Source organism: Candidimonas sp. SYP-B2681, from assembly GCF_003971065.1.
Taxonomy (GTDB): domain Bacteria; phylum Pseudomonadota; class Gammaproteobacteria; order Burkholderiales; family Burkholderiaceae_B; genus Pollutimonas.
Window position 1 is genome coordinate 108,822 of sequence record NZ_RYDV01000002.1, and the last position, 26,792, is coordinate 135,613.

The window sequence follows — 26,792 nt, forward strand, 5'->3', positions numbered from 1 at the left end:
TATTCCTTAAGAGTATCGACGAGACGTGGCGGCCTCGAGTCGCGCGATAACCAGGTACATCAGTCCGGAAATAATGGCCAGGACGACGATGGCTGTCATGACAATATTCAATTTGAAGACTTGGCTTCCATTGATAATCAGAAAGCCCAGGCCTTCGCTTGACGACTGGAACTCACCTACGATGACGCCAACCAGGGCGAGCCCGATGTTCATCTTCAGGGCGGCCAGCAGGGTTGGGACGCTGCCGGGCAGGACAACCATGGTCAAGACTTGCGCGCGCGTTGCGCCCAAGGTGAGCGCCAGTTTTATTTTGTTGGGGTCAATGCCGCGAAACCCTTCGTAGACCACCATGATGGTAATGAATACAGAGATGGCCACAGCCATGCCGTAAACCGAGTATTCCGAGCCTAGCCATATGTAGAAGATCGGCACGAAGGCGATTTTCGGCATAGCATTGCTAATCACTAGAAAGGGGTCGAGCACTTTGTAGAAAAAATCGGACCACCATAATGCTGCGGCAAGCGCTATGCCGGCCACCATGCTAATGATGAACCCGATTAGCGTGGCCTTGAAGGTAGCCCAGGTATGCCAGAGCAAGTCGCCGTTGCGAAGCAAATCCAGAAAGGTCGGCCATACCGCGCTGGGATAGCTGGTGAGCATCGGATTGACGATATGCGTCTTGGCCATAATTTCCCAGACAGCCAGGAACGCGACCAACAGCAATACGCGGCTGGCCATTATCATGGTTTGCCTGCGGCTCTCGCGCTTCAGGTACGCCGCATAGGCAGGGCTCGGGGCCTCCGGGGCGGCGCCTGGCGCGGCGGTATTTTTGATTGCTGCTACTGTAGGATTGAGTGCCATCGTATGACTCCTGGTTTAGCCTTCGACGTGGACATCAAGCTCATCCCAGAGAGTACTGAAATAAGTGTTGAACTCGGGAAGTGACCGTGCTTGGAAGGGTGTAGGGCGCCCGCCGACGTAGCTCGGAAACCGCATCAGGTGTTGCGACTTGATGCGGCCTGGCCGCCGTGACAACACAATGACCCGGTCTGTCATGGCAATGGCTTCGCCAATGTCATGGGTAACCAGTACCACTGATTTTCCTTCACTGCGCAGTACGTCAACGACTTCATCGGCGATGGCCAGGCGAGTCTGCGAGTCAAGAGCCGAAAAAGGTTCATCCAGGAGCACGACGTCCGGGTTGGTCGCAAGGGTTCGGGCCAACGCTACGCGCTGGCGCATGCCGCCCGACAGCGCGCGTGGGTAGTGGTTCAGAAAGCTTCCCATTCCGCACTTTTCCAGCAGATGAATGGCGCGTTCACGGGACTCTTTCATATTTCTTTTCTGAATCTCTGCCCCGAGCAACGCATTATCCAGAATGGTGCGCCATTCGTAGAGATAATCTTGCTGCAGCATGTAGCCGATGCGCTGCGAGGGGGCGGTGACGGGCTGCCCCCCCACCCTTACCACACCGCCCGAAGGTTCCAGGATGCCGGCAATGATGGATAGCAGCGTGCTTTTTCCGCAACCCGATTGGCCGATTATGCTGACGAACTCGCCAGCTTCGATATTTAGCGAGATACCGGCCAATGCCTGCGTCTCACCCTGTTTGGTGAAATAACGCAGCGATACGTCATCGATTTCGATACGGGCCGCGCCCGCTGTAATGGGGGCGGTGCGCGATGCAGTTTCCATGGTGTCGTTGCGCATCATTTATTTGGCCTCGCGCGCGAAGGTCGTATCAACGATTCGGTCATACTTAACGCGTTTGTCATTTTCAAGCAGGCCACTGGCAATCAACATGTCCTGGAGCTTTTCCATGGCGGCCTCTTCAACGGCCGGGGTTTTTTTCCACAAATCGTATTGGCGATAGCGATTAATGGTGGTAACGAGTTCGCCTTCAGAAATACCGGGAAAGTACGCACTGATGTGTTGGGCTAGTGCAGCAGGAGGCGCATCTTGTACGTATTTTTGTGCCTTAAATATGGCGTTGGTCCAGGCCTGTGCCACCTTGGGATTTTTCTTCAGGTAGGCATCGGTGGCGGTGAACGAAGTGAAGTCGACTGGTCCGACTTCGCGGCCTATCGATGCCACCACCTGGCCCTGGCCGCTTTTCTCGAGGTTGCTGGCTTCGGGTTCAAGGAATATGGCGTAGTCGGCCTGGCCCGCCATCCAGGCGCCGGCCCGTGCTGCGGGGCCGATGTTGCTGATCATTTTGACGTCGGCTTTAGGGTTCAAGTTATGCTTTCTTAGCGCCGTTTCCAGAAACACATCGGGATTCGAGCCAGGCCGGAACGACATGACGCTTTTGCCCTTGAGCATCGTCCAGTCAAACTCCTTTACTGGTTTGCGCGACAGCAGAAGGAAGCCATCGGTTGCGGTAAGGCCGGCAAACACTTTAGGTTTTACTGGCGATTCGCTATTGGCCACGTATACCGACGCTTCCGGACCGACCAGGACAATATCCGCACTGCCCGAAAGCAGTGCTGCCATGCCTTTGTCAGTGCCCTGGGAAGTTTTCAAACTGACATCAAGACCCGCCTCTTTGAAATACCCTTGATTGAGTGCAACGTACATCGGCATATAAAGCACAGATCGAACCACTTCTTCATAACGCACCTTGGTAGGTTCTGCTGCCCCAACATGGGTTGTGGACAATAGAGGAAATAACGCTGCGGATGCAATCAACAACTTGCGGGTCATCGAGAATCGGAGGGAAAGGCTGGGCATGTCTTACTCCTTGTATGGTCGTGTGCGGAAACGTCGCGCTAGGGCTAAGTTGTATACAGTATTCTAATTTTGATGTGGATCAAAAATAGCATGAATAGTGCCCAGTACAAAGCGGGGGTTATCCCTAGACCGGGATGCTCGGGACAAAGGCGTCGAACAGCAGAAAGCCCCGCCACTGCATGATTGAGTTGGCGGAGCGAAAAGAAAATAATGCGAACGGCTTACTGGCGCTGAAGCCTTTCTGGTTTACGTGGCTGGCCGGGCTTCGGTATAGGCTTTAGCGGCATTGTGAACGTGCTGGGTAGCCAGCAAGCCGGCAAGCTCAGCATTGCCGTCAATGACCGCGTTAAGGATTTGCGCGTGCTCTTCCCAGTTTTGTTTGGCTCTACGCATGTTGCTGGGGGCAAATAAAAGCGCCGTACGGTCCCGCAATGAGCGCATGAGTTCGGTCAGGACGACGTTGCCAGCAATAATGGCAAGGGCTTCATGGAATTGCGAATTCAGATCGCGGAACTTTTCCACATTTTCTTTGTTGATGGCGTCCACGCCCTCGTTCAGTATGCCTTGTAAGCGTTCTATCGTTTTATTGTCGCGTCGTTGTGCAGCCAGGCGGGCGTTCAGCCCTTCGAGCGCCGCGCGAACCTCGACCATGTCGTAGGCGATATCGTCCGACAATATGGCCACTGAAGCGCCGCGTCGCGGTTCTATTGTGACCAGGCCTTCGGCGGCCAGAGCGCGTAATGCCTCGCGCACGGGTATGCGTGACACCGCCATTTCGGTTGACAGTTTGCCTTCAACCAGGCGATCGCCGGGCCGGAATTCGCCGCTAAGAATACGTTCGCGAAGTTTGTCACGAATGACGGCGAACAGGGGAGAGTGTTGATTCCCGATTTTTTGCGCGGCGACATCGCTTTGAGCGTGGCCAGGTTCAACAATAGTGGAAAACGGTTTCATTATGCCGAGCGCAAAGTTGAACGTAGAGCCGTCCATTATAAATGATCCTTAAATCCGTTATTCAGCGCCGTTAGGCGTCAGGCCATATCGTTTTCACAATCAGGCCCACTGCACTGAGCGCGCAAAAAACGAGCAGCACCTGCCGTATGCGGGCTGGGCTGATCTTTTTTCTGATGCGTCCGGAGAGCGAAAAGCCAAGAAGCATGAAGGGCAGTAGCGTGATGCTAAGCAGTACTTCATGCCGTCCGTAGTAGCCGGTGACCGATAGCATAAGCAGGGAAAACATCGACCCACAAAACAGGACGGCGCCTATCGTTGCGCGCAACGTGGGTGGCGAACTGTGCTGCAGGGCGATCGCGAGCGGAGGTGCGCCGACCGAGGTGAGCGTACCCATAATACCCGACAGCAGGCCGGCAACGCCTACATTGCTGCGGGTTGTGGCGATTTGCATGCCAGCGGCACTTAGCACGACTGCTATCAAGATCAGGACGGCGAATAAAACGTTAAGGGGTTGCTGGGCCAAGTGCGCCATGGCAAACACCGCAATGATGGTTCCTATGGCGCGCCCGCCAAGGGCAGACCCCACCGATGCCCACGCAATAGCGCGATATTCTCGCAACGCCGTCAGCAGTGTGACAAAACCACCTAGCGTAAGAAGGGGACCTGGTACAAGGTCGGGGCAAAATATGGCAGCAATGGGCGCGGCAAACATGGTGAAACCGACGCCCCCTACCCCTTGCATAAATGCAGAGCCGCCGATTAGCAGCGCCATCAAGCCATACAGGTGGGGATCCGAAAAAGGAAGCAGGTCAGATAGGAGCATGGGCTGAGCTCGGCGGCCAAATAGGGGGGTTATGTAGAAGTGATGGTGGCATCTTAGGAACTAAGGGAAAACCATCTTGTTGTATGCGTTCCTACGAGCAGATAATATACAGTATACAGTTTCTGACTGTATTGACAATAACAACGTTTAGCGCTGCTAAAGAGAGGCCAAATGCCGTCAGATGCCGTATTGAACATATCCCACTGGATATACCTGCTCAGCGTAGTCGTCATCATTGCGACCATGATTCTGCGCGCAAACGTCGTGGTGCCGTCGGTCATTGGCACCTTTTTAGTGGTTACTGCTATTACCGGTAATCCCATCAGTGGACTTATTGGTATTTTTTCCGCCAGTTTTGTCGCCGCGAAAGAGCTGTTCAACATATTCCTGGTCATAACCTTCATGACGGCGCTGCTGAATGCGCTAAAGGTTATCCAGGCCGATGTCCGGATGGTGGAGCCCTTTCGCAAAGTAATGACAGGCGGTCCTATCTCTTTTCTGGTGATTGCGCTGTCCACCTATACGATTTCACTGTTCTTCTGGCCCACGCCCGCGGTGCCGCTGGTTTCAGCGATATTGCTGCCAGCAGCCATCGCCGCCGGCCTGCCTCCGCTAACGGGAGCCATGGTCATCGCGATTGCGGGGCAGGGTATGGCCTTATCGTCCGACTATGTCATTGGGGTCGCGCCCGGTATCAGCGCCAAGGCTGCCGGTGCGGCCATCAGCGTTGCGGCGGTTGCCGATCGCGCACTGGTCCTTTCGTTGATCACGGGATTCGTAGCACTGCTTATCACCTATATGGTCATGCGCAAAGGGTTCAAGAAACCGCATCCCGACTTATTAGAGGCGTGGCACGCCCGGGGGATCGACTCCTCATTAGAGGTCATCGAGCATTCGGGCAGCTTCGACAAGGTGGAAATGGTGCGCGGCTTGGGTTATGGCGATGACGCCGACGAGGCGGCAGCTATCGCCGCCGCTGATCGCGCCCTACGCGGGGAAAAGCGGATCAAGTGGTCGAAGCTTTTCGCCATTGTCACGCCCTTAGCTTTCTTGGGTGTCGTTATCATCATGGTGCTGCCTGGGCTGATACCAGGCCTGCCCACTCTTCGAGGCGGCGATGCTGCAGGCCTGGTCGGCGGCGTGGCCTTCGTGTTGATGATGCTCGCGACGCTCGCGGCAGAGGGCCCACGCAAAATGCTGGACGCCTGTCCCGAGCACATGACCGATGGTTTCGTGTTCGCGTTTCGTGCCATGGGATCGGTATTGCCCATTGCCGGCTTCTTCTTCCTTGGCGCCAACGAGGCAACGGCGCAGATTCTTGGCGTACCGTTGGCAGAAGCACCTGGATTGCTCTTCGAGTCCATCGTTGCCGGCCAGCACCTTATCCCCGATAACCACTTCATGGTCGCATTTGGCGTGCTGTTGGTTGGCATGATTTCCGGCATTGACGGGTCCGGCTTCTCCGGCTTGCCGTTAACCGGAACCTTGTCCGGCGCATTGGGTCCGGTCGTAGGCATGGACGTTGCGACGTTGGCCGCCATAGGCCAAATGGGCGCGGTATGGACCGGGGGCGGTACGTTGATCGCATGGTCGTCCTTGATTGCTGTGGCAGGTTTCGCCCGTGTACACATTCTGGATCTGGTTCGCGCCTTGATGTTGCCCGTCTTGGTGGCGCTCATCTTATCCACTATATGTGCGGTGCTTATCTACAGCTGATGTCGTTGGCTTCGGCGCATAAAAAGAGTGTTCAGGCTCAAAATGGAACTAAAGAAAACTGCAGTCGGCAGCAAAAGCATGGTGGCCACGGGTAATCCGTTGGCGGCGCACGCGGCGCAAAGCATATTGAATATGGGGGGCACCGCTGTCGACGCTGCTATTTCGGCTGACGCAGTGCTGGGGGTCGTAGAGCCCATGGCAACCAGCATAGGTGGCGATCTTCTGGCGATGATAGTGCAGCCCGATGGCCGCGTTCAAAGCTATAACGGAACCGGCAGGTCGCCCGGCGCGCTGACGCCCGACCTGGTGGAGGGCTTTGCAGGCAGCAGGATCCCCGAGCGCCATCCTCTGTCAATAACGACGCCAGGCGCTGTGCGAGGTTGGCATGATCTTCACGCGCGCTACGGCCGGGTGGAGTGGGCCCGGCTCTTTGATGCTGCCATAACGTTGGCGCAAGAAGGCTTTCCGGTAGCGCCCGTCGCGGCCAGGGAGTGGGCTCTTTTCGATGGCGTCTTGCACAAGGATCCTCACTGCGCCGCATTATATAAAGCAGGAAACAGCCCGGCACCCGGCGCCCGTTTTCAAAACCCGCAGCTCGCCGCGGTGTTGCGCCGTATCGCTAACGAAGGCGATGAAGCTTTCTATCAGGGTACCGTGGCTCGCGCCGCAGCCGACGCGGTACAGGCGATGGGCGGTGTCCTGGACGTAAGCGATTTCGCCAAGCATAGCGGCAATTATTGCGAGCCGGTTTCAACGACGTTTTGCACTACGCAGGTGTATCAGTGTCCGCCAAACACACATGGCGTAGCGGTATTGCATGCGCTAAATGGGCTTAGCGGGCTAAGTCTGGATCCTGACGATCCCGCAGGTTTCATGCAGATCATCGAAGCCACTGAACGAGCCATGCATCGCGCCAGCGAAACCGTATGCGACCCTGCAGGCAATACCGTCTGCACTGTCGTTGTCGATGCAGATGGCCTGGCAATAACGCTTATGTCGAGCATTTTCAAACGGTTTGGTTCGGGCATCGTCGTGCCGGGCGGTGGTTTTGTACTGCAGAACCGTGGCTTTGGCTTTTCCGCCCCAGGGCATATCAATGGCGTCGCCCCCGGGAAAAGGCCCTATCACACCGTTGTCCCAGGAGCTTGCACCCGAAACGGGAAGTTTTTCTTAGGCATGGGTGTGGTGGGCGGGCTGATGCAGCCGCAGGGCCAAATCCAGATTCTTAGCCGTGTGCTGGCGTGGGACCAGGCGTTGCAGTGGGCAATCGATGCGCCTCGTTGGCGGCTTGAAGCGGGGGGCACCTTGGCGATCGAGAAAGGTATGCCAGCGCCTATAGAAGCCGTTTTACGGCAGGCTGGCTATAGATTTCCCGCTACGGCGGCAGGCGAATTGGGCGGTCGCAGCGATTTCGGCGGTGCGCATGCAGTGTTGCGCGATGCGGACGGTCTGCTGCACGGCGCCGCCGACCCTCGGAAAGACGGTGTTTCCATAGGTACGTAAGAGGTGGCCGGGGTTTTCCCTAGTATCACTGCCCTAACGACGGTATACAATATGCAATGTAAGATGTCGATTCGACCCTATGCCGCCAGACGCGGTGTCATGCACGCATGCGTGCTCTCTAAAAAGGATAGATCATGGCTGAGTTAATGAACCGAGACGAGTTTCGCACGGCGCTGGAGACGGCCATCAAAGGCAACAGTGCCAATGCATCGCCTTTCAGCATCGCTTGGGCAAGCGGCAAGCTAAGCCGCGAACATCTGGCACGCTGGGCGGAAAACCACTATCACTACGTTGGGCCATTCGCCGATTATCTGGCCTACGTCTATGCGCGCACTCCCGATCAATACACGGAAGCTAAAGACTTTCTTCTGGCGAATATGTACGAAGAAGAAATCGGCGGTGATCGCCACACCGATCTGCTGATCCGATTTGCCGAAGCCTGCGGCACCACGCGCGAGCGTGTTGTCAGCCCCGATAATATGTCACCCACGACACGCGCTTTGCAGTCGTGGTGTTACGCCGTTGCCATGCGCGAAGACCCTATCGTTGCGGTCGCCGGCCTGGTGGTGGGGCTTGAATCGCAAGTGCCTTCCATTTACCGCAAGCAAACGCCTACCTTGCGCGAAAAGTACGGTTTCAGCGACGAGGAAGTCGAATTCTTCGACCTGCATATTGTTTCCGACGAGATTCACGGCGAGCGTGGCTATCAAATCGTGCTTGAGCACGCCAACACGGTGGAATTGCAACAGCGTTGCCTGAAAATTTGCCAAATCGGCGCCGAAATGCGCTTGCTGTATACCACCGCCTTGTATACCGATTACGTGCAAAAAGAAATTGCCTTGCAAGAGCTGGAACTGGTTGCTTGATTTCACGACTTACCGGCAAGCTTGCCGCTTTAGCGGTTTCTTGCCGGGCACGTTATCGCCCGTATTGAAGGAAGCCCGACAGTGCACGATTTAAAAGACCAAATATTTCTAAACCATATCGACGGCAAGTGGGCGGCAAGCGTCACTGGCAAAACATACCCGAACACGAGTCCAGCCGATACGCGCGATATCGTCGGCAATTTCCAGGACTCCAGTGCTGACGACGCGGCCTTGGCGGTAAAAGCCGCCCAAGACGCCTTTCATGGTTGGAAGAGCACGCCGGTGGCCAAGCGCGCGAAGATATTGATGACGGCGGCTGATTACCTTGAGGCCCATGCAGATCGCATCGCGCAAGAACTTACCCGAGAAGAAGGCAAAGCGTTAAGCCTTAGCCGCGACGAAGTCCTTCGTTCGGCTCAAACGTTGCGTTTCTATGCCGTGGAAGGGCAAACCTTCACCGGCGAGACCTTTCAGCAAGATGATCCTGACATGATCGTCTATACCCAGCGCGAGCCGCTGGGCGTGGTTACCGTGATTTCGCCGTGGAATTTTCCGATTTCCATTCCGTCGCGAAAAATTGCGCCTGCGCTGATCATGGGTAATACCGTTGTTTTCAAGCCGTCTACCGACGCGCCCCTAAGTGGCTATCGGCTAGCTGAAGCCTTTGTCGAGGCAGGCATCCCTCCTGGCGTGCTGAACTTCATCACCGGGCGGGCCTCGGCCGTCGGCAAGACCATTACCGAATCGTCTGCGGTCCGGGCCATATCCTTTACGGGGTCGACCGCGGCAGGCGAAGCCATTCATCGTTCCGTCGATATGACCACCCGCACTCAAATGGAGCTAGGGGGCAAGAATCCGCTGATCGTTTTGGCCGATGCCGATCTGGACAAGGCCGTCGACTTGGTCATCAAAGGCGGCTTTTCGCTAAGCGGCCAGGCCTGCACAGGCACCAGCCGCGTATTGGTCGAATCGCGGATCAAACAAGTCTTTACTGACAAGCTGATCGCCAAGATCAAGGCGTTGAAGGTGGGTAACGGCATGAAATCGGGGTTCGATCTCGGCCCACTGGCGACGCGCGCCCAGTTGGATAACGTCCTGTCGTATATCGAGGTGGGCAAGGCTGAAGCGACACACTTGATTGGCGGGGACCGCTTGATGGGCGAAGACTTCGACCATGGCTATTACGTCAGTCCTGCCGTGTTCACCGACGTTACTCAAGATATGCGTATTGCCCGGGAAGAAATATTTGGTCCCGTGATCGCCATTATCGAAGTGGCCGACTACGACGACGCCATCGCAAAAGCGAATGACACGGAATATGGACTGTCGGCAGCCATCGCCACGACGAATGCGGTATACGCCCATCGCTTTGCAAACGACATACAGTCCGGCACGGTGAAAATCAACCGGACAACCACCGGGAATTTGATGAATGCGCCATTTGGCGGCTTGAAGCGTTCCAGTACATCGACGTTCAGGGAGTCGGGGCGTGTGGGGCTCGAGTTCTATACACAGACCAAGACCGTTTACAGGGCGGGCTAAGGTTAATCGGACAGGCTCTAGAGCCCACAATTTTTGAATTCAAGGTGAGATCGTAATGAAGAATATCGTTCGTTTGGAAGTCGAAGAAGCTCGTCTGATGGTGGACGCAGCGGTTGCCAAATCCAAAGAAATTGGCGTGCTCGAAACGATTTGCGTTGTCGATGAAGGGGGTTTCCCCATCATCCTGGAACGCATGAATGGTGCACGCATAACCGGGCCTCAAATAGCCTGGAACAAGGCATTTACGGCAGCCGGACACAAGCGCTCGACGCACCTGTTCACCACTCCACCTAATGGTCCTGCATTGCCTGGCAACGAAGCGTTTGGCATTCAGCTTAGTTTCGAGGGCAAGTTTGCGGCCTTCGTGGGCGGTTTCCCTATCGTGGTCAATGATGAAGTCATTGGCGGCATTGGCTTAAGCGGCGGCAATGGCGAGCAGGACACCAAGGCAGGCCTGGCCGGGCTTCAAGCCCTAGCCGACGCGCTGGCCGATAAGGGCATGAAGGTTCTGGTACAGGCCGATATCAAAAAGTGAGTTTTGCCGGCATGCATGCTGGCCGTTAAGTCGACTGGCATGCAAGCAACAGGAGGACGAGTCATGCCATACCATGTTCGTATTGCGGAAACCGATGTCGCCTTCGAGGTCGGCGCCGATGAATCCATTTTGGAAGCAGCCATGCGTGCCGATGTCAATATGGCGCACGAATGCCAGTTTGGCGGTTGTGGCACGTGCCGTATAAAGCTGCTCGAAGGTTCCGTTCGCTACGATGAATTTCCTATGGCGCTAACCGAGGAAGAGCACGCAGAAGGGTATGCGTTGGCATGCCAGGCTCGCCCCAATGCCGATGTTGTCATCAGTCCTGCGGCTAAAGGCATGGAATTCGCACCCGCAGCCGTCGTCCAGGCGCGTGTGAAAAGCATAGAGCCCCTGACGGCAGACATTACTCATTTGACTCTGCAATTACCCGAGCAGTTGCTGCTCGATTACCGCCCAGGTCAGTATATGAATATCTTGCTCCAAGACGGGAGCACCCGTAGCTTTTCAATGGCGTCGGCACATTTGCCAGACAATATGGTCGACTTTCACATCCGGCGAATCCAGGGCGGCTACTTCACCAACGAACAATTGCGTGCCATGCAGCCGCAGACGCCGCTACGCATAGAAATTCCATTGGGAACGTTCTGCTATCACGAAGACGATTGGCGGCCATTGATCATGGTGGCGACAGGCACGGGATTGGCGCCCATTAAAGCTATCCTGGAATCATTGCTGGATAACGACGATTGTCCGCCGGTGTCTCTTTATTGGGGTATGCGCACCGAAAAAGACTTGTACCTCAGCCACGAGATCGAATCCTGGAAAGGGCGCCTTTACGAATTCAATTTTGTGCCAGTGCTTTCGCGCCCCTCGGCAGATTGGCAAGGACGTCGGGGCCATGTGCAGCATGCTGTTATCGACGACTTTGACGACTTATCCGAGCATGCGGTGTATTTGTGTGGCTCACCCACCATGGTCGTCGAAGCAAAATCCTTGTTCGCAGGAAAAGGTGCAAGTCTGGACTATCTCTACTCCGACAGTTTCACCTTCCAGACACCAGTGGCTTTGGTGACCTGAATTTGGTTCTTATTCTATCTTTTAGCCTGCGTGGTACGCGGAATCCTCGCGCCTAGTGTGCTGGGCGTTGTTGTGGCAAGAACGTTTCTTTGCGAACAAGGCTCTGATCGGAAACGGGAACAGAGGAATGCTGTGGCGCAATAAGGTGCGACCCTCAACGTGCGCGAGTAGTTGCTCACCAACGGGTGTATTTCTGTAGTGGGTAAGATCGTCGTTCATGGTTTATACCGATTGCATCCTGATTAAAGTATACCATTTCGCAGGGCAGCCCTTCAGCATTTCCCTTTAGGGCAGATTTCAAAGTGGTGTTCATGTAGTTCGATTATGGTGCCACGATAGAACTACGTCATTGATATAGATCATTATTTTTGATCCTCCCCGGGCTCTCTTTAAGGACTCGCGGTCCCCCGCGCCTGTTCGCCTGCGGTCAACGACGAATGTTTGACGCTACTGGGGACATACCCTAGGGGCCATGCCTGAATGGATGGTATACAATATTCACTATCGAGCGATAAGTTGTATTGCATATGCGTGTTCACTTATCGTTGGCGTCGCGAAGGCAGGCCTTTGCGCTCTTATCTCTAGAATTCCGCCGTGAGTTTACAGAATGCCTACCGTCGTTTTCCACAAAGCCGGACAGACGTATACCGAGGTTGTCAACGACAACACCAATCTGGTCGTGCGCGCTGGCATCAAACAATTTCCCTATCCCAATCTGAAGTATCAGTGCGGAATGGGCAAATGCGCTACCTGTGCGTGCCGGGTTATTTCGGGTGCTGAGCACTTGCCTCCGGCTAACTGGAAAGAAAAGAAACAACTGGGCGAACGTATCGAGCAGGGATATCGGCTGGTTTGTCAGCTATGGCTGAGCCATGACATTGAGTTGACGCAGGATATTGCGCCGGCGGCTAAATAAAGAGCAAAGAGGCCAGCTTATGTATGTGATTCTAGTCAGCAAACCCGGTAAGTATCGTAGCGAGGTCGGCCCCGAGGCAAGGGTGATCGAATCGTACGAGTATCGATATTGCGGAAAAATCAAGGCTATCTACCAGCTCGTCAAATTAGACAGCGATATCCGGATTCGTATTACCGAAGACGACCCGCCCCATGTCGTCAATAACGTGCCTTCCAAGTTTCTCGAGAAATTCGAAACGATTGAACAGGCACGCGTTGAACTGAACCATCTGGCACAGTTCGGCGGCCAGGAGGCGACGATGGTGCGCTGCGATAATGATCGCGCTACAGGAAAAATCTAATCATGGTTGAAATCACCTTCATTAACAATGGCGGCTTGGTCGCCGCGGCGCCCGAGAACAGTAATTTGCTTCGTGTGTCGATCAAGGAACGAGGCGGCATCCCATTCAAGTGCGGGGGCGGCCTTTGCGGTACCTGCAAGTGCCACATCGTAGAAGGCATCGAAAACACGGACAAGATCAAACCGAAAGAGCGGAAGCACTTGAAGCCCGAAGACTTTGAAAAAGGGTATCGCATGGCGTGCCAAACGTTTGTTATGGGAAACATCAAGGTCGCTTGGTAGAACCACAAGGAAGTTCCTTTATGTTGCATATCTCTGACGAGATGGTGAACGCCGTCGTGACAGCAAGCGATGCGCAAAAAGTATTGCATGCCGCCTTTTTAAGTTACGCCGACGGCGGCGCCTCGATGCAGCAACGCATTCGAACCGAGGCCGACGGCGTCAAGCTTTCTACCTTAGGCGCAGTCATTCCAGATCAGGGTGTTGCCGGAGCAAAGATCTATACCACGATAAAGGGTCAGTTCTCCTTCGTGATCTTGCTGTTCTCAGCGCAAGATGGGCGACCCTTGGCCACGTTTGACGCGGGTGCCTTGACCCGTATACGAACTGCGGCATGCACCGTGTTACTCGCGAAAAAACTGGCACGTCGCTCGGCAAAAACCATGGGATTGTTTGGCGCCGGTGTCCAGGGGACCGAACATGCCGTTCAACTGACCCGCGAATTCGGCCTTGAGGAGATTCTTGTTTGCGACCCGTACGCAGCGCCCGATACAGGCCATCGGCTGACATCCGCATCCGGGACAAAAGTTCGGATGGCTGCGGCCGATGAAACGGCAGCCAGTGCCGATATTTTGGTGACGGCGTCGCGCTCGACTACGCCGCTGTTTTCTGGCGAGCTATTGCGCCCGGGCGTGTTTGTGGCAGCGATTGGGTCCAGCTTGCCCACCACTCGCGAGCTCGACGATGTCACCATGGCCAAGGCGAAAGCCATCGTTATCGAATGGCGGCAACAGTCTCTGGTAGAGGCGGGCGATTTAATCCTCGCGTGCCCTGAAGCAGCAGTCGGTGAAAAGGTGGTGGAACTTGCGCACGTGTTGGCGGGCGCACACCTATGCCGCCAATCGGAAGACGACGTCTTCATCTACAAGTCGGTAGGGGTCGGCCTGGAGGATATTGCGTTGGCCGGCCATGCGTATCGGCAGGTGGCAAACCTTCAGGGCCTGGCATTGCCATAGCACTGCAGACCGGAACAGGCGCCGTGGCGCCGTGCTCCGATAAAGGTACGTCGGCGACCAGAAGTTACTTCAGCAAGCGCCACTGACCGTCTTTGACAGTAATCAATTCACGACCTCGGTCATCGAAGCCACTATGGTCTTCGGGGCTCATGTTGTATACGCCCTGAGTGCCCACTAACTCATGTGTTTTTTCCAGGGCATCGCGCAAGGCGCTGCGGAATTCCGGTGTGCCGGGCTTGGCGTGTTTGGCTGCCGCAGGAACGGCTTGCTCGAGCAACAGGCCTGCATCAAGTACATTAGCCCCGAAGGTAGCAGGCGGGGTGCCATGCATTGCGGTGTAGCGGGTAATGTAATCTTGCGCTATCTTCTTCGAGGGATTGCTGTCGGCGATTTCTGGCAGCACCAGCATCAACCCGGCCGCCAAGATAGTGCCTTCCACGTCTTTACCGCCCAGTTTCAAGAAAGCGGGTAAAGCGGCGCCGTGAGTCTGGTAGAACTGGCCTTTATAGCCTTGCTTGGCAAGCGTCGCCTGGGGCAGTACGGCGGCTGTGCCGGTGCCGGCAATCAGGACCGCGTCTGGCTTTGAGGCCAGTACTTTTAGTGCCTGACCGGTAACCGAGCTGTCCGACCGCTGATACCGTTCGACCGATACGAGCTTGATATTGTTTGCTGCCGCCAGGCTACTGAAGACCTTCAGCCAGTTCTCGCCATAAGCATCGTTAAAGCCGATGAATCCTGCGGTCTTGACCCCGGTTCCCGCCATATGTCCGACAATGGCCTTGGCGATAAGGTCGTCGTTCTGTGTGGTTTTGAACACCCATTTTTTCTCGGGTGTCATGGGCAGAATAACCGAGGCAGTGCCGACCGGCGACAGCATGGGGGTACCCGATTCGGCGACGAACTGGATTACCGCCATGGCGTTGGGCGACCCAGTAGGGCCAATAATCGCATCGACCTTTTCTTCAGTGATAAGCTTTTTGAAGATCGTGACCGACTGCGTCGGATCGCTGGTGTCATCCAGCGAAATGTACTCTACCGTCAAATCGCCTATTTTTTTTGGCAGCAAAGGTACCGTATTCTTCTGCGGGATGCCGACCATGGCCGTGGGGCCGGTAGCTGATGTCACAACGCCTACTTTGACTTGGGCCAATACGGGGGTGGCACCAATGGCGCCAAGCAGCATTGCGGCGACGGCTATCGTTCTAAACGGCATGGGGTTCTCCGGTGGTAGAAAATCTAAAAAGAAGTATGCTGTGAATGTTTGAATTTTGTTACCGTATTCTAGACGGCTACGGCGACTTACGCGGTATGCTACTCGCGTTTTTGGTTTCTAAAACAGTAAGAAAGCCGTAAAACGTTGAACTTTTAAGCCCTTTTTGCCTCTATATTGCGAATTCTCGAAATTTCGCTTCCGGCATTAGCACTCTGCTAACCAGAGTGCTAATATAAGACTATATCGTTTTAAGCGAGGACTGTTCATCCGATGACTCATAGTACGCATTCCTTAGCCTTGTCCAACCAACAGTTGGCGATGGCTATTTCCAATCCTGGTGCTTTGGGCACGATCGAGGCCTATATTAGTGCCGTCAATCGTCTGCCTATGCTCACGCATGAGCAAGAGCTGGCTTTGGGCAAACGTTTGCGCGATGAATCCGATCTCGATGCAGCCCGGCAGTTAATTACGTCGCATTTGCGGCTTGTCGTCTCGATCGCCCGACAGTATCTCGGTTACGGCCTGGCTCATGCAGACCTTATCCAGGAAGGTAATGTGGGGCTCATGAAAGCCGTCAAGCGCTTCGACCCGGAACGCGGGGTGCGCTTGGTGTCCTTCGCCGTTCACTGGATCAAGGCCGAAATACACGAGTACATTGTGCGCAACTGGCGCATGGTGAAAGTGGCCACCACCAAGGCGCAGCGCAAACTGTTCTTCAATCTGCGCCGTATGCGTCCCGATGGCCAGACCCTTGATCCCGAACAGGTCAACACCATTGCCCGCGAACTCAACGTTCGCCCGGAAGACGTCAGCGAAATGGAAGTTCGCATGTCGGGCCGGGAAATGGCGCTCGAGTCGCCCGGCGATGACGACGACCACTATGCGCCTATCGCTTATTTGTCTGACGAAGGGCAGCAAGAACCGTCGCGTATTCTTGAGCGTCGTGCTCTCGACTCCTTACAGGGGGCCGGGTTGACCGATGCTGTCGACAGCCTTGACCCGCGCTCACGGCGCATAGTACAGGCGCGTTGGCTGCAAGACGATGGTGGTGCAACCTTGCACGAGCTGGCGGCCGAGTTTGGCGTGTCGGCCGAGCGCATTCGTCAGATTGAATCGGCGGCATTCAAGAAATTGCGGACTGCCTTGGCTTAGTCGCCGATATCGACATAAACTTTTACACGGTTTATTTCGCATCTCGCGAACTTATCATCGGCACTACGTACTAACCAAAATAGGCAATAGGTTTGCACTGCGATGCGCGAGCCGTCCGTCTATCGTCCGCTTCGGCTTCTCCTCTTCCCCTCCCTTTTGAAGCGGATGTTTATGGGACACCTCTTCAGGTGTCCCATTTTTTCGTCCGCGACGCGCTTTAAACCTTTGACCGCAGCGCACAGTATCATGGCTGCGTCCCACTATTCCTTTCCCAAGAACAAAAAAAATCCCGACGGGATTAAAAAAATCGGGCGAAAAAGCGATATCCTTGCAGGGCGGAGTGTGGTGTCGCAAGGGAAGTAACATGCAAATAGGGCATGTCGTGTTTGGCTTGGCCGGCTTGCTGGCCCTGCTGTCTTTCATGCCGGCACTTGCCGGACGCCTCCGGCTGCCTTACTCAATATTGCTCGCCATCGTCGGCTTTGCTCTTGGCCTGGTGATACATGTCCATAGCTGGGCTCCTTTGGTCATGTCCGATTTTCTGGACTCGCTGCAGCATTTTGAAGTCTCTTCCGAAACGTTTCTTTTCGTCTTTCTTCCCGTTCTATTGTTCGAGACGGCGTTAGCCCTCAACGTGCGGCGCTTGCTCGACGACATCGGGCCTATCCTGATGATGGCTATTGTCGCGGTAGTCGTTTGCACGCTGGCGGTCGGGTTTTCTTTGGATGCCGCGTCAGGCTACGGACTTGTGGTCTGCCTGCTGCTGGGCGCGATTGTGGCCACAACGGACCCTATTGCTGTAGTGGGCGTATTCCGCGAGGTCGGAGCACCTAAGCGGCTGACGACTCTGGTCGAAGGTGAGTCGCTATTTAATGATGCTGCCTCGATCGCTCTGTATTCTGTGCTGCTTACCGCTCTGTATGGCGGCGTCGAACTCTCGGCGGGTCGGGTCTTTTCCAGCTTTGTGGCCAGTTTTGTGGGCGGTGCGGCAGTGGGTTTTCTCATGGCGCGTGTTGCCAGCAGCCTGTTCATCTGGCTGCGTGGCTGGCCGACGGCGGAAATCACCCTGACGGTGGCGCTGGCCTATCTGGCCTTCTATATATCCGAGCATTATCTGGGCGTTTCGGGCGTGGTGGCAACGGTCATCGCCGGGCTGGTGGTAGGCTCCACCGGCCGCACACGAATGTCGCCGACGACTTTCGAGCAACTGTCCGCATCCTGGGCGCAATTTGGCTTCTGGGCAAACTCCCTTATTTTTGTGTTCGCCGCCATGTTGATTCCGCGCATGATGGCTGAAATTACGTCGACGGAGGTGTTGCTGATTTTGCTTGTCTTTATCGTAACGCTGGCGGCGCGCGCCGTGATGGTGTTTGGTGTCGTGCCCGTCTTGGGCCTGACCCGTTTCGGCACCAAGGTCAGTCGAGCTTACCGCGTCGTAATGTGGTGGGGTGGCCTGCGCGGCGCCGTGTCGCTGGCCTTGGCGCTGGCCGTGACTGAACAGGACAACGTGCCCTACGAGGCGCGGCAGTTCGTGGCCGTTGTCACGACCGGCTTTGTCTTGATGACGTTGTTCGTCAATGGCATTAGTTTGCGGCCACTCATAGGCCGTCTGCGACTGAACGAGCTTTCCTCTTTTGACAGAACCTTGCGCAATCAAGCCTTGGTGGTCGCGCTCGAGGACCTGCGCGACAAGACGGATGACATCGCCCGGAATGAACATATTGGCGAAGATGTCCGCAAGCGGGTGCATGCCGTCTTCGATGCAAGTCAGGCCAGCGTGGACGTCGGCGAGGTCAACCGTTTGTCCCACGATCAAAAGGTATATGTGGGCTTGGCCATGGTCGCAGCCCGCGAAGAGGAAATGTTTTTCGATACCCTGAAAGCTCAACTGGTGGACTGGCGCACCGCCGAGTCGCTACTGGCCCGCGCCGAACGCATGGGCGATGCCGTACGATCAGGTGGGCTGGCTGGTTTCGAAGCGGCCATCGCGGCCGATTTACGCTATTCGCCTGCCTTTCGGATGTCGTTGCGGCTGCACTATCTGTTCGGTGTCCAGGGTTGGCTTGCAAGAGAGTTGGCCAAACGGTTCACGAACTTGATGAGCAAGCGATCGGTCATTGAGCATTTGATCCGGTTTGCAGAAAAAGAAATACAGCCATTGCTGGGGTCCGAGGCCACCGCAAGCATTATCGAAGCGCATCTCCATCGCCTGGTGCTGCTGGAGTCTGCCCTGCAGGCGATGAATTTGCAGTATCCCAAATTTGCTCACTGGCTCCAGGAAGCCTATCTCGGGCGCATGGCACGTGCTTTGGAGCGATCGCGTTACCGGGATATGTTGTCGCAATTTCTGATCACGGGCGAGATGTATTCCGACCTGGTAAAGCAGATTGAACAACGTTGGAGCCATATTGAGAAACCTCCGGCCCTCGATATTGCTATCAGCGCCGACGAATTAATCAAGCGTGTGCCAATGTTCGAAGGCGCGTCAGCTGAGACCCTGCAATCTATCAGCAAGGTATTGAAACCGCGCCTGGCTGTCCCTGACCATGAAATCAATATGCAATTAGGCAGAAGCCGCGTGATGTATTTCGTGGCGTCAGGCGCGGTGACGATACATCTGCCGGACAACACCACCGTGGAGCTGGGTACGGGCGAAATATTTGGCGAAATGGCGTTAAGCACTGGAACCGAATTCGAAGCCAAGGTGACGTCGCTGGGCTATAGCCGTTTGCTGATGTTGTTGGAGAGCGACTTCAACGATTTGCGCGAACGCGACCCCGTGTTGCGCGCAAAAATCGACTTGATCATCAAGCAGCGTCTGCGCGCGCTGGAAGTATGGCGCGAATTTCAGTCAGGCGAGCGCCAGCATGAAGCATTGCCTGACCTTAGGCCCAAGCCCTCTTGAGGCCAGCGGTTCCAGCGTAAGCGCCGTTTACAGCAAAAGCCGGATATCGGCGGCGATGTCAGCGGCTTTGGCATTTCCGGCGATCAGGACGCGTGCTTCGCCGTCTTGATCAAGAACGTAAAATGACGAAGCGTGATCCATGCCGTATTGCTCGGCGGTGCCACCTGACGATTTGGCGTAGTACGCCTTAAACGATTTGGCGGTTTTGTTTAACTGTTCGGGGGTACCGGTCAGGCCCACGAAGCTGGGGTTAAACGCCTGCACATAGGCCGACAGAACTTCAGGAGTGTCGCGGGCGGGATCGACACTGATCATGATTACCTGCACTTTGGCGGCATCGGGACCCAGCAACTCCATCGTTTGCGACAATTCTGCCATGGCTGTGGGGCAGACGTCGGGACATTGGGTATAACCAAAAAATACCAGGGCGACCTTGCCTTTGTAGTCGGCAAGCCCGCGTACTTTTCCGCTGCCATCCTGCAGTTCGAGATCTTTTCCGAGGCGTGTGCCGTTGATATCGGAGCCCCGGAAGGCCAAGGCTTTTTCCTTGCAGCCTGCCAGGAATGAAGACACGACGGCCGCGGTCGAGGCGGCCAGGAGAACACGACGTTTGCTTGAAAAAACCGACATGAAAAATCCTGAGTGGTGGATCAGAGTAATGCGACCCAATGATCAAGTAGCAGCGCTGCAAAAAGCAAGGCCAAATACAAGATCGAAAAGCGAAACAGCTTGCGTGAAAGCTCGTCAGAATATTCTTTGTACAGGCGCCAGGCATACGATATGAATATGCCGCTAAGCACCACCGCACAGGCCAGATAGAGCATGCCGCTCATGCGTACAACGAACGGCAACAGCGTCGCGGCAAACAGTACAAAGCTATACAACAGTATATGCAGACGCGTGAACGATTGGCCATGGGTAACAGGCAGCATAGGCAGGCCTGACTTGGCATAATCGTTATTGCGATACAAGGCGAGCGCCCAAAAATGAGGCGGCGTCCAGATGAAGATGATAAGCACGAGCACCCAAGCTTCGGCGGGAACTGAATTGGCGATGGCTGCCCAGCCCAAGGCAGGCGGCATGGCGCCCGACAGACCGCCAATAACGATATTTTGCGGGGTGCGAGGCTTCAGGATAATGGTGTACACGATGGCGTAGCCCACAAACGTGGCAAAGGTCAGCCACATGGTCAGGGGATTGACGAAGGTGTACAAAACCGCCATGCCCAGGCCGCCCAGCAGCCCAGACAATACGATGACCTGCAGATTGCTGATGGTGCCGCGCGCCGTGCCGCGCCTTGCGGTGCGCAGCATGCGCGCATCGATTTCCTGTTCGATCAGGCAGTTTACGGCGAAGGCCGCCGCTGCCAGCAACCATATACCGACAGTGCCTGCAACCACCTTCGTCGGATCCGGTACGCCTGGGCTCGCCAGAAACATGCCGATGACAGCGCAAAACACCGCCAGTTGAGTGACACGAGGTTTGGTTAAAACCAGGTACTGTCGGAAGATCGTCTGCGTTGGAACGGGAACAGTAGTCATGCCAGTATTTTAGACCTATAGTCGCGCGATAGGCGCACCAGAAGAGTGACACTGGCCAGAACCAGGCCGGCGGCGCCGCCGTTATGCAGCACGGCAATTAGTAGGGGCCATTGGAAGAATATGGTGGTCAGGCCGGTTAGCAATTGGGCGACCAACAAGCCTAATACCAGTTGGGCGGGACCGCGTAGACCGGGCTCCGCCAGCATTTTCCAGCCCAGTATACCCAGATACGCAAACACCACAAAAGCGAAGTTCCTGTGCACCCAGTGTATGGCCGTCAAGGCGTATTGCGAGATCATTTCGCCTGAAGCCAGGATGCCAAGTCCACGGATGAGCGAGTATCCGTTTTCGAAGTCCATGGGGGGAATCCATTCGCCGTGGCAGGTTGGGAAGTCCATGCAGGCAAGCGCGGCATAATTGGTACTGACCCAGCCGCCCAACGCTATCTGCATAAATAACAACACCACCCCTGCGGCCATCCAAGGACGCCAGCGTCTGGCTTGCGGACGTAACGGTTCGTGGGATTTTTCCCTTGCGGCAAGCCATGTCATCAATGCCAGCAATATCATGCCCCCCAGCAAGTGGCTGGTTACCACGATAGGCATGAGCTGGTGCGTGACAGTCCAGGCTCCGAAAGCGCCCTGAATGCAAACGGCGATCAGTGTCACGATGGCCAGGCGCGGCGTGTTGCCGAGCTGGCGGCGATAACGCCATGCCAGATAGACAATGCCGATGATCATCATGCCAAGTATCGAGCCCACGTATCGGTGAATCATTTCGATCCAGGCTTTGGAGAAACTGACGGCGCCGTAGGGCATCGCCTGCAAGGCCTGTTCGATATGCCCGCTTGCCCCTATTGGAGTAATTTTTCCGTAGCAGCCGGGCCAATCCGGACATCCAAGCCCGGAATCGGTCAAGCGCACAAATGCGCCGAACATGATCAGATCCAACGTCAGAAACCAGGTGGCAAAGACCAGTTTCCGGTACCGCGAGGTGATGCGTTCCAACATTGTTGACTAACCAATTCTCGAGTTGCGTATCAGCTTACTGATGTCATTACGGACCGATATGGGGTCGGCATCGGCGGGGAATTCCATCATCAGGTTGCCTAAGGGATCGATGATCCACATAGGGGCCTTCAAGGCGGCTTCGCGCTCTGCCGCGGTGGCATTGGGTGCAAGGTAGGCCGCAAGCTGTTCGGGATTAGCACGCAGTATATGGGTGCCCTGATAGGCGTCGAGGATGACGGGTGGAACTTCGCCATTGTCGGTGACGAACCAGACCCGTGCCAGGCGCTCGACATTCTTTCCTTGGCTTGCGTGTGAATTACGCAGGATGAATAATTTCTTTACGCAGGATTCAGGGCATGCTGCTTCATCGGCACTAACCAGCAGCCACTTGCCATGCAGGCTGTTCAGGTCAAAAGGCTTGCCGTCCAGTGTCGCCAAAGGCAGGGCAGCCGTGTCGGGCATGGCCCGTTGAGGTTGTATCAGGGTGCCATAGTTCGTGGCTTCTTGCGGACGCAAGCCTAGTGCGGGGACATAATAGGCCAGCAAAGCAAAGATCAGCGGTGCGAGACACACCGCCAGAATCAGGAACAGGGGAGTTCTGGATCGCGACGGGGAAGGTTTTTTCGGCGTAACAGGGGTAGGGCTGACCACAATATTTCCTTACAAGGTCTTGGACTGATTCTTTCGGCGCAAGGCGCGCCATGCAATAACTAGCCACGCGCCCGCAGCGATGGTGGCGAAGCCGAACCACTGAAGCGCGTAGCCGCGATTCTTATCGGCGTCCAGCGATGGCTCCGGCCATTCCTGGAGCAACTGGCCGGGCTTCGACGTGGCGCCAGACGGGCCGGCGCCGACCGCCTGTTCTGCCAGGACAGCCGGCACTAAGGTTAGACCTGTTGCGCGGCCGTAATCGGACAGGTCCAGGTTCTGCAGCTTGGGCAATGGTTTGGCCGGATCCGGCAAGGTAGCGGGCAATTCCGTCGCGCCTTTGTCCGACCAGGACCAAAGCTCAAATAGCCGCGGCACGCGTTCCAGCAGTTCGCCATTAATAGTTTGTTCCCCGGCCGGTGCGGGGACATCGGCCAAGGCTTCGTTGGGCCGCATGGGCCGGGGTAACCATCCGCGCAGTACCAGGACCGCGGTATTGGCGCCCTGATCGATAAGCAGTGGCGTGGCGACCCAGTATCCTGGGCGCCCTTGGTAGTTTCGGTTTTCCAGGAGTACAGTGAATTTATGCAGCCAGACGCCATGTGCAATGGCGGGTCGCCATGGCACAAGGTGTTTAGCCGCAGTGTCGGACTGCAGTCGCAATGGCGGGGTGCTGCGCCCTGTGTCGATGGCCGCTTTGATCGATTCGCGCTGCGCGGCGCGATCAAGCTGCCAATTGCCCAGCGACAGGAACGCGATCTCCATCAAGCCCAGTAAAATCAGGGCCAAAAGTGTGCGATGAGGTGTGTGAGAGCGTGCCATGTCTGCAATAATTCCAGTTTCACCGGAGCCCAAAATGCGTTTTGTAGTAATCCTGGCTTTCCTGGGTATAGTCGGAAGTCTTGCCTCTGCCCTTTTCTATCTTATGCGCGACAAAGGCGGGACCAATCGTACTGTGAACGCATTGACAGTGCGCATCGGCCTGTCAATAGCCTTGTTTCTGTTCGTGTTGTTTGCCCACTATATGGGCTGGATACAAAGCACGGGCATTGCCGCACATTAAGGGCAAGCAGCGAATCACGCGGTGGCTACGGCGCTGCTGGAGTAGCCTGCCTTGGCGTGTTGCAGAAAAAAGGCCGGCAAGGCCAGCCTTTTCCCTGAATGCCTTACAGGCTTAGAACCAGTACACGAACATGTACAGTCCCAGCCAGACGACGTCCACAAAGTGCCAGTACCATGCGGCGCCTTCAAAGCCAAAGTGATGCGTGGCAGTAAAGTGCCCCTTGATCAGGCGGAACAGAATAACGGTCAGGAAGGTTGCGCCGAGAATCACGTGGAAGCCGTGAAAGCCGGTAAGCATATAGAACAACGAACCGTATGCACCCGAGTCAAAACGCAGGTTCAGATCATTGTAGGCATGGTGGTATTCGTAAGCTTGGCAGGCTACGAAGGTAAAGCCCAGAATAACTGTAAGAGCCAGCCAGAAAATCGTCTTGCCGCGATGGCTTGCGCGCAATGCATGGTGGGCAATGGTAAGCGTCAGGCCCGACGAGAGCAGTAAGGCTGTGTTGATTGTTGGTAACCAGAAGGGGCCTACGGTTTTAAATTCAGGGACAACTCCAGCTGGGCCCAGGTTAGGCCAGGTACCGGAAAAGTTGGGCCACAACAGGGTCTGGTGATCCAGGTTACTTAACCATGGCGTGGTGACTTCGCGGGTGTACCAAAGCGCGCCGAAGAACGCCGCAAAGAACATGACTTCCGAGAAAATGAACCAGGCCATGCTCCAGCGGTAAGAGTGGTCGACACGCTCGTTATTCATGCCGCTTTCCGATTCACGGATGGCGTCACCGAACCAGCCGTAAAGCACGACGAACAGGCCAAGAATGCCCACGATGAATAGCCAGAAGCCCGCTTCGTAGCTGTTGATCCATAGGGCTGCGCCCAAAAGGGTCAGCAGCAAGGAAAAACTTGCGCGAACCGGATGGACTGAATTGGCGGGCACGTAGTAATAGGGTGCCTCTTTGCCGTGAGCCAAGTCACTTGCACTCATGGTGTTCTCCTGATGCGAATTATTGAATTAAACATTATTAGGTCAAGTAGGAAATAAGCCAGCGGGCAACCATTACCAAGCCTACAACGAACACGATAGCAGCCAGTATGCCGGCCAATATAAGGTGCACGGGATTGAGCTTCGAAATATCTTCGTTGTATCCCTTACCCTTGCGGACTCCGAAAAACCCCCAGGCAACCGCCTTGAGTGTTTGGAAGAAATTCAGTTTCCGTCGCGAAAGCTCTTGGATGTCTTTGGTCATAAAGCCTAGCTTCCCAGCGACCCGCCACGCCAGAAGGTCCACACCATGATGGCTACCACGATGATGATCAGCGCGATGGTGGTGTAGCGGTTCTTCCGGCGTTGTTCGGGTGTCATGGGCTCTGCCTTATTTAACGACTGGTGGGACGACAAAGGTGTGGAAGGGTGCAGGTGAGGGCACAGTCCATTCCAGACCCGTTGCGCCTTCCCACGGCTTGGCCGGAGCTGGCTCACCATGACCGGCATAGGACTTAAGGATGAGGAACAGGAATATCAGTTGTGACAGACCGAACCAGAAGGCACCTATGGTGGCGATTTGGTTGAAGTCGGTGAACTGCGCCGCATAGTCAGCATAGCGACGTGGCATTCCGGCCAGTCCAAGGAAGTGCATCGGGAAAAACGTAACGTTGAACGAGATCATGCTGGACCAGAAGTGCAGCTTGCCGAGTTTTTCGTTGTACATGCGGCCTGTCCATTTGGGCATCCAGTAGTAGGCGCCTGCAAACATGCCGAACAAGGAACCCGCCACCATCACGTAGTGGAAGTGAGCAATAACATAGTAAGTGTCATGCACAGCAATGTCGATAGGCGCCACAGCCAGAATAAGGCCCGTGAAGCCGCCGATCGTGAACACGAAGATGAACCCGATCGCAAACAGCATGGGCGTTTCGAAGGTCATGGAACCGCGCCACATGGTGGCAACCCAGTTGAAAACCTTCACGCCGGTTGGAATCGAAATGAGCATGGTGGCGTACATAAAGTACAGCTGACCCGTAACCGGCATACCGGTGGCAAACATGTGGTGCGCCCATACCAGGAAGGAGAGGATGGCAATGGCGGCAGTGGCATACACCATCGAGGCGTAGCCGAACAACTGTTTACGGGCGAAAGCAGGAACCACGGCCGACACGATACCAAACGCCGGCAGAATCATGATGTAGACCTCGGGGTGGCCGAAGAACCAGAATACGTGCTGATACAAGACCGGGTCGCCCCCGGCGGCGGCATTGAAGAAGCTGGTGCCGAAGTGGCGGTCAGTCAGCAACATGGTTACCGCAGCGGCCAGCACAGGCATGACGGCGATAAGCAGGTAGGCGGTGATTAGCCATGTCCAGCAGAACAAAGGCATCTTCATCAAGGTCATGCCTGGAGCGCGCATGTTCAGGATGGTGACCACGATATTGATGGCGCCCATAATGGACGATGCGCCCAGAATGTGTACAGCAAAAATCGTGAAGTCCATGCCCGGGCCCATTTGCAGCGACAACGGCGCATACATGGTCCATCCGGCAGCATTGGCGCCGCCCGGTACAAAGAATGAACTTGTCATCAGGATGGCGCCAATCGGCAACAACCAGAAGCTGAAGTTATTCATGCGGGCGAAAGCCATATCGGATGCGCCGATTTGCAGCGGGATCATCCAGTTGGCGAAGCCAACAAACGCAGGCATGATGGCGCCGAAAATCATGATCAGGCCGTGCATGGTGGTGAACTGATTGAACAATTCAGGCTGGAAAAACTGCAGGCCAGGCGAGAAAAGTTCTGTACGCACCAATAACGCCAGCACACCGCCTTCTAGCAGCATGCAAAACGAAAATAGCAGGTACATCGTACCGATATCTTTGTGGTTGGTGGCAAACAGCCAGCGCCGCCAGCCGTGTGGCCGGTGGTCGTGATCGTCGTGCCCGTGACTGGCTGGGACGTGGTCGGCAGTAACGCTGCTCATTGTGGACTCCTTCCTACTCAACCGGGGCGGTGAAACCGCCGTCCGGT

Annotated in this window: 27 protein-coding genes; 13 read left to right on the top strand and 14 right to left on the bottom strand. The window is 55.5% G+C overall.

All coding sequences use genetic code 11. The features are described 5' to 3' along the window. Positions 1 to 6 precede the first annotated feature (6 nt). The 5 genes from EKL30_RS05115 to EKL30_RS05135 all read right to left on the bottom strand — a co-directional run bounded on the left by EKL30_RS05115 (position 7) and on the right by EKL30_RS05135 (position 4,507). Positions 7 to 861 carry an ABC transporter permease gene (locus EKL30_RS05115; protein WP_126706133.1) on the bottom strand — a complete coding sequence of 285 codons (855 nt, stop codon included), beginning with the start codon at positions 859 to 861 and terminating at the stop codon, positions 7 to 9. A gap of 15 nt (positions 862 to 876) precedes the next feature. Next, positions 877 to 1,695 carry an ABC transporter ATP-binding protein gene (locus EKL30_RS05120; protein WP_126706529.1) on the bottom strand — a complete coding sequence of 273 codons (819 nt, stop codon included), beginning with the start codon at positions 1,693 to 1,695 and terminating at the stop codon, positions 877 to 879. Positions 1,696 to 1,713: 18 nt separating this feature from the next. Further along, entirely contained in the window at positions 1,714 to 2,730 is a 1,017-nt protein-coding gene (locus tag EKL30_RS05125) for an ABC transporter substrate-binding protein (protein ID WP_233582817.1), read from the bottom strand. A gap of 246 nt (positions 2,731 to 2,976) precedes the next feature. Further along, on the bottom strand, positions 2,977 to 3,684 hold the full coding sequence (locus EKL30_RS05130; protein ID WP_126706531.1) for a GntR family transcriptional regulator: 708 nt from the start codon (positions 3,682 to 3,684) through the stop codon (positions 2,977 to 2,979). 70 nt (positions 3,685 to 3,754) lie between these two features. Then, entirely contained in the window at positions 3,755 to 4,507 is a 753-nt protein-coding gene (locus tag EKL30_RS05135) for a sulfite exporter TauE/SafE family protein (RefSeq protein ID WP_126706134.1), read from the bottom strand. Positions 4,508 to 4,678: 171 nt separating this feature from the next. Between EKL30_RS05135 and EKL30_RS05140 the strand changes: the two genes are divergently transcribed. From EKL30_RS05140 to EKL30_RS05190, 10 genes are all read left to right on the top strand, one after another. Further along, positions 4,679 to 6,223, top strand: coding sequence for a hypothetical protein (locus EKL30_RS05140; protein ID WP_126706135.1), 1,545 nt, complete (start codon positions 4,679 to 4,681; stop codon positions 6,221 to 6,223). A 42-nt stretch (positions 6,224 to 6,265) separates the two neighbouring features. Beyond that, entirely contained in the window at positions 6,266 to 7,726 is a 1,461-nt protein-coding gene (locus EKL30_RS05145) for a gamma-glutamyltransferase family protein (protein ID WP_126706136.1), read from the top strand. Positions 7,727 to 7,860: 134 nt separating this feature from the next. Continuing rightward, positions 7,861 to 8,592 carry a TenA family transcriptional regulator gene (locus EKL30_RS05150; protein WP_126706137.1) on the top strand — a complete coding sequence of 244 codons (732 nt, stop codon included), beginning with the start codon at positions 7,861 to 7,863 and terminating at the stop codon, positions 8,590 to 8,592. Positions 8,593 to 8,673: 81 nt separating this feature from the next. Beyond that, complete coding sequence (locus EKL30_RS05155) at positions 8,674 to 10,134, top strand: aldehyde dehydrogenase family protein (RefSeq protein ID WP_126706138.1); 1,461 nt, start codon at positions 8,674 to 8,676, stop codon at positions 10,132 to 10,134. Between the two features lie 55 nt (positions 10,135 to 10,189). Then, on the top strand, positions 10,190 to 10,669 hold the full coding sequence (locus EKL30_RS05160) for a heme-binding protein (RefSeq protein ID WP_126706139.1): 480 nt from the start codon (positions 10,190 to 10,192) through the stop codon (positions 10,667 to 10,669). A gap of 63 nt (positions 10,670 to 10,732) precedes the next feature. Beyond that, positions 10,733 to 11,749 carry a 2Fe-2S iron-sulfur cluster-binding protein gene (locus tag EKL30_RS05165; RefSeq protein WP_126706140.1) on the top strand — a complete coding sequence of 339 codons (1,017 nt, stop codon included), beginning with the start codon at positions 10,733 to 10,735 and terminating at the stop codon, positions 11,747 to 11,749. Between the two features lie 607 nt (positions 11,750 to 12,356). Further along, positions 12,357 to 12,665 carry a 2Fe-2S iron-sulfur cluster-binding protein gene (locus EKL30_RS05175; protein WP_126706142.1) on the top strand — a complete coding sequence of 103 codons (309 nt, stop codon included), beginning with the start codon at positions 12,357 to 12,359 and terminating at the stop codon, positions 12,663 to 12,665. Between the two features lie 19 nt (positions 12,666 to 12,684). Continuing rightward, complete coding sequence (locus EKL30_RS05180) at positions 12,685 to 13,005, top strand: ferredoxin (protein WP_126706143.1); 321 nt, start codon at positions 12,685 to 12,687, stop codon at positions 13,003 to 13,005. 2 nt (positions 13,006 to 13,007) lie between these two features. Beyond that, entirely contained in the window at positions 13,008 to 13,286 is a 279-nt protein-coding gene (locus EKL30_RS05185; RefSeq protein ID WP_126706144.1) for a 2Fe-2S iron-sulfur cluster-binding protein, read from the top strand. Positions 13,287 to 13,306: 20 nt separating this feature from the next. After that, complete coding sequence (locus EKL30_RS05190) at positions 13,307 to 14,239, top strand: ornithine cyclodeaminase family protein (RefSeq protein ID WP_126706145.1); 933 nt, start codon at positions 13,307 to 13,309, stop codon at positions 14,237 to 14,239. A gap of 64 nt (positions 14,240 to 14,303) precedes the next feature. Here the strand turns inward: EKL30_RS05190 and EKL30_RS05195 are convergent, their stop codons facing one another. Beyond that, positions 14,304 to 15,452, bottom strand: a complete 1,149-nt coding sequence (locus EKL30_RS05195; protein ID WP_126706146.1) for an ABC transporter substrate-binding protein — start codon at positions 15,450 to 15,452, stop codon at positions 14,304 to 14,306. Between the two features lie 270 nt (positions 15,453 to 15,722). On the opposite strand from EKL30_RS05195, the gene rpoH reads away from it, so the two are divergent. Together rpoH and EKL30_RS05205 are read left to right on the top strand one after the other, a co-directional pair. Beyond that, entirely contained in the window at positions 15,723 to 16,604 is an 882-nt protein-coding gene (rpoH, locus tag EKL30_RS05200) for an RNA polymerase sigma factor RpoH (RefSeq protein ID WP_126706147.1), read from the top strand. A gap of 364 nt (positions 16,605 to 16,968) precedes the next feature. Next, the gene (locus EKL30_RS05205) at positions 16,969 to 19,509 is read left to right on the top strand and encodes a cation:proton antiporter (protein WP_126706148.1); all 2,541 of its coding nucleotides are present in this window, start codon (positions 16,969 to 16,971) and stop codon (positions 19,507 to 19,509) included. Positions 19,510 to 19,536: 27 nt separating this feature from the next. Here the strand turns inward: EKL30_RS05205 and EKL30_RS05210 are convergent, their stop codons facing one another. From EKL30_RS05210 to EKL30_RS05230, 5 genes are read right to left on the bottom strand one after another with little or no spacing between them, the layout of a single operon-like run. Beyond that, a complete protein-coding gene (locus tag EKL30_RS05210) occupies positions 19,537 to 20,139 on the bottom strand; it encodes an SCO family protein (RefSeq protein WP_126706149.1) in 603 nt (200 codons plus the stop codon). 20 nt (positions 20,140 to 20,159) lie between these two features. Continuing rightward, positions 20,160 to 21,050 carry a heme o synthase gene (gene cyoE / locus EKL30_RS05215; protein ID WP_126706150.1) on the bottom strand — a complete coding sequence of 297 codons (891 nt, stop codon included), beginning with the start codon at positions 21,048 to 21,050 and terminating at the stop codon, positions 20,160 to 20,162. Next, complete coding sequence (locus EKL30_RS05220) at positions 21,047 to 22,057, bottom strand: heme A synthase (RefSeq protein ID WP_126706532.1); 1,011 nt, start codon at positions 22,055 to 22,057, stop codon at positions 21,047 to 21,049. The genes cyoE and EKL30_RS05220 overlap by 4 nt, the downstream gene beginning before the upstream one ends. Before the next feature lie 9 nt (positions 22,058 to 22,066). After that, on the bottom strand, positions 22,067 to 22,711 hold the full coding sequence (locus EKL30_RS05225) for a hypothetical protein (protein WP_126706151.1): 645 nt from the start codon (positions 22,709 to 22,711) through the stop codon (positions 22,067 to 22,069). A gap of 9 nt (positions 22,712 to 22,720) precedes the next feature. After that, positions 22,721 to 23,530: an SURF1 family protein gene (locus EKL30_RS05230; RefSeq protein WP_126706152.1), complete on the bottom strand. Its 810-nt coding sequence runs from the start codon at positions 23,528 to 23,530 to the stop codon at positions 22,721 to 22,723. A gap of 34 nt (positions 23,531 to 23,564) precedes the next feature. Between EKL30_RS05230 and EKL30_RS05235 the strand changes: the two genes are divergently transcribed. Next, positions 23,565 to 23,771, top strand: a complete 207-nt coding sequence (locus EKL30_RS05235; protein WP_126706153.1) for a twin transmembrane helix small protein — start codon at positions 23,565 to 23,567, stop codon at positions 23,769 to 23,771. 111 nt (positions 23,772 to 23,882) lie between these two features. Here EKL30_RS05235 and EKL30_RS05240 read toward each other — a convergent pair whose 3' ends face one another. From EKL30_RS05240 to ctaD, 3 genes are all read right to left on the bottom strand, one after another. Then, positions 23,883 to 24,758, bottom strand: coding sequence for a cytochrome c oxidase subunit 3 (locus EKL30_RS05240; protein ID WP_126706154.1), 876 nt, complete (start codon positions 24,756 to 24,758; stop codon positions 23,883 to 23,885). Positions 24,759 to 24,795: 37 nt separating this feature from the next. Continuing rightward, entirely contained in the window at positions 24,796 to 25,020 is a 225-nt protein-coding gene (locus tag EKL30_RS05245) for a DUF2970 domain-containing protein (RefSeq protein ID WP_126706155.1), read from the bottom strand. 126 nt (positions 25,021 to 25,146) lie between these two features. Next, positions 25,147 to 26,745: a cytochrome c oxidase subunit I gene (gene ctaD, locus EKL30_RS05250; protein ID WP_126706156.1), complete on the bottom strand. Its 1,599-nt coding sequence runs from the start codon at positions 26,743 to 26,745 to the stop codon at positions 25,147 to 25,149. Positions 26,746 to 26,792 lie beyond the last annotated feature (47 nt).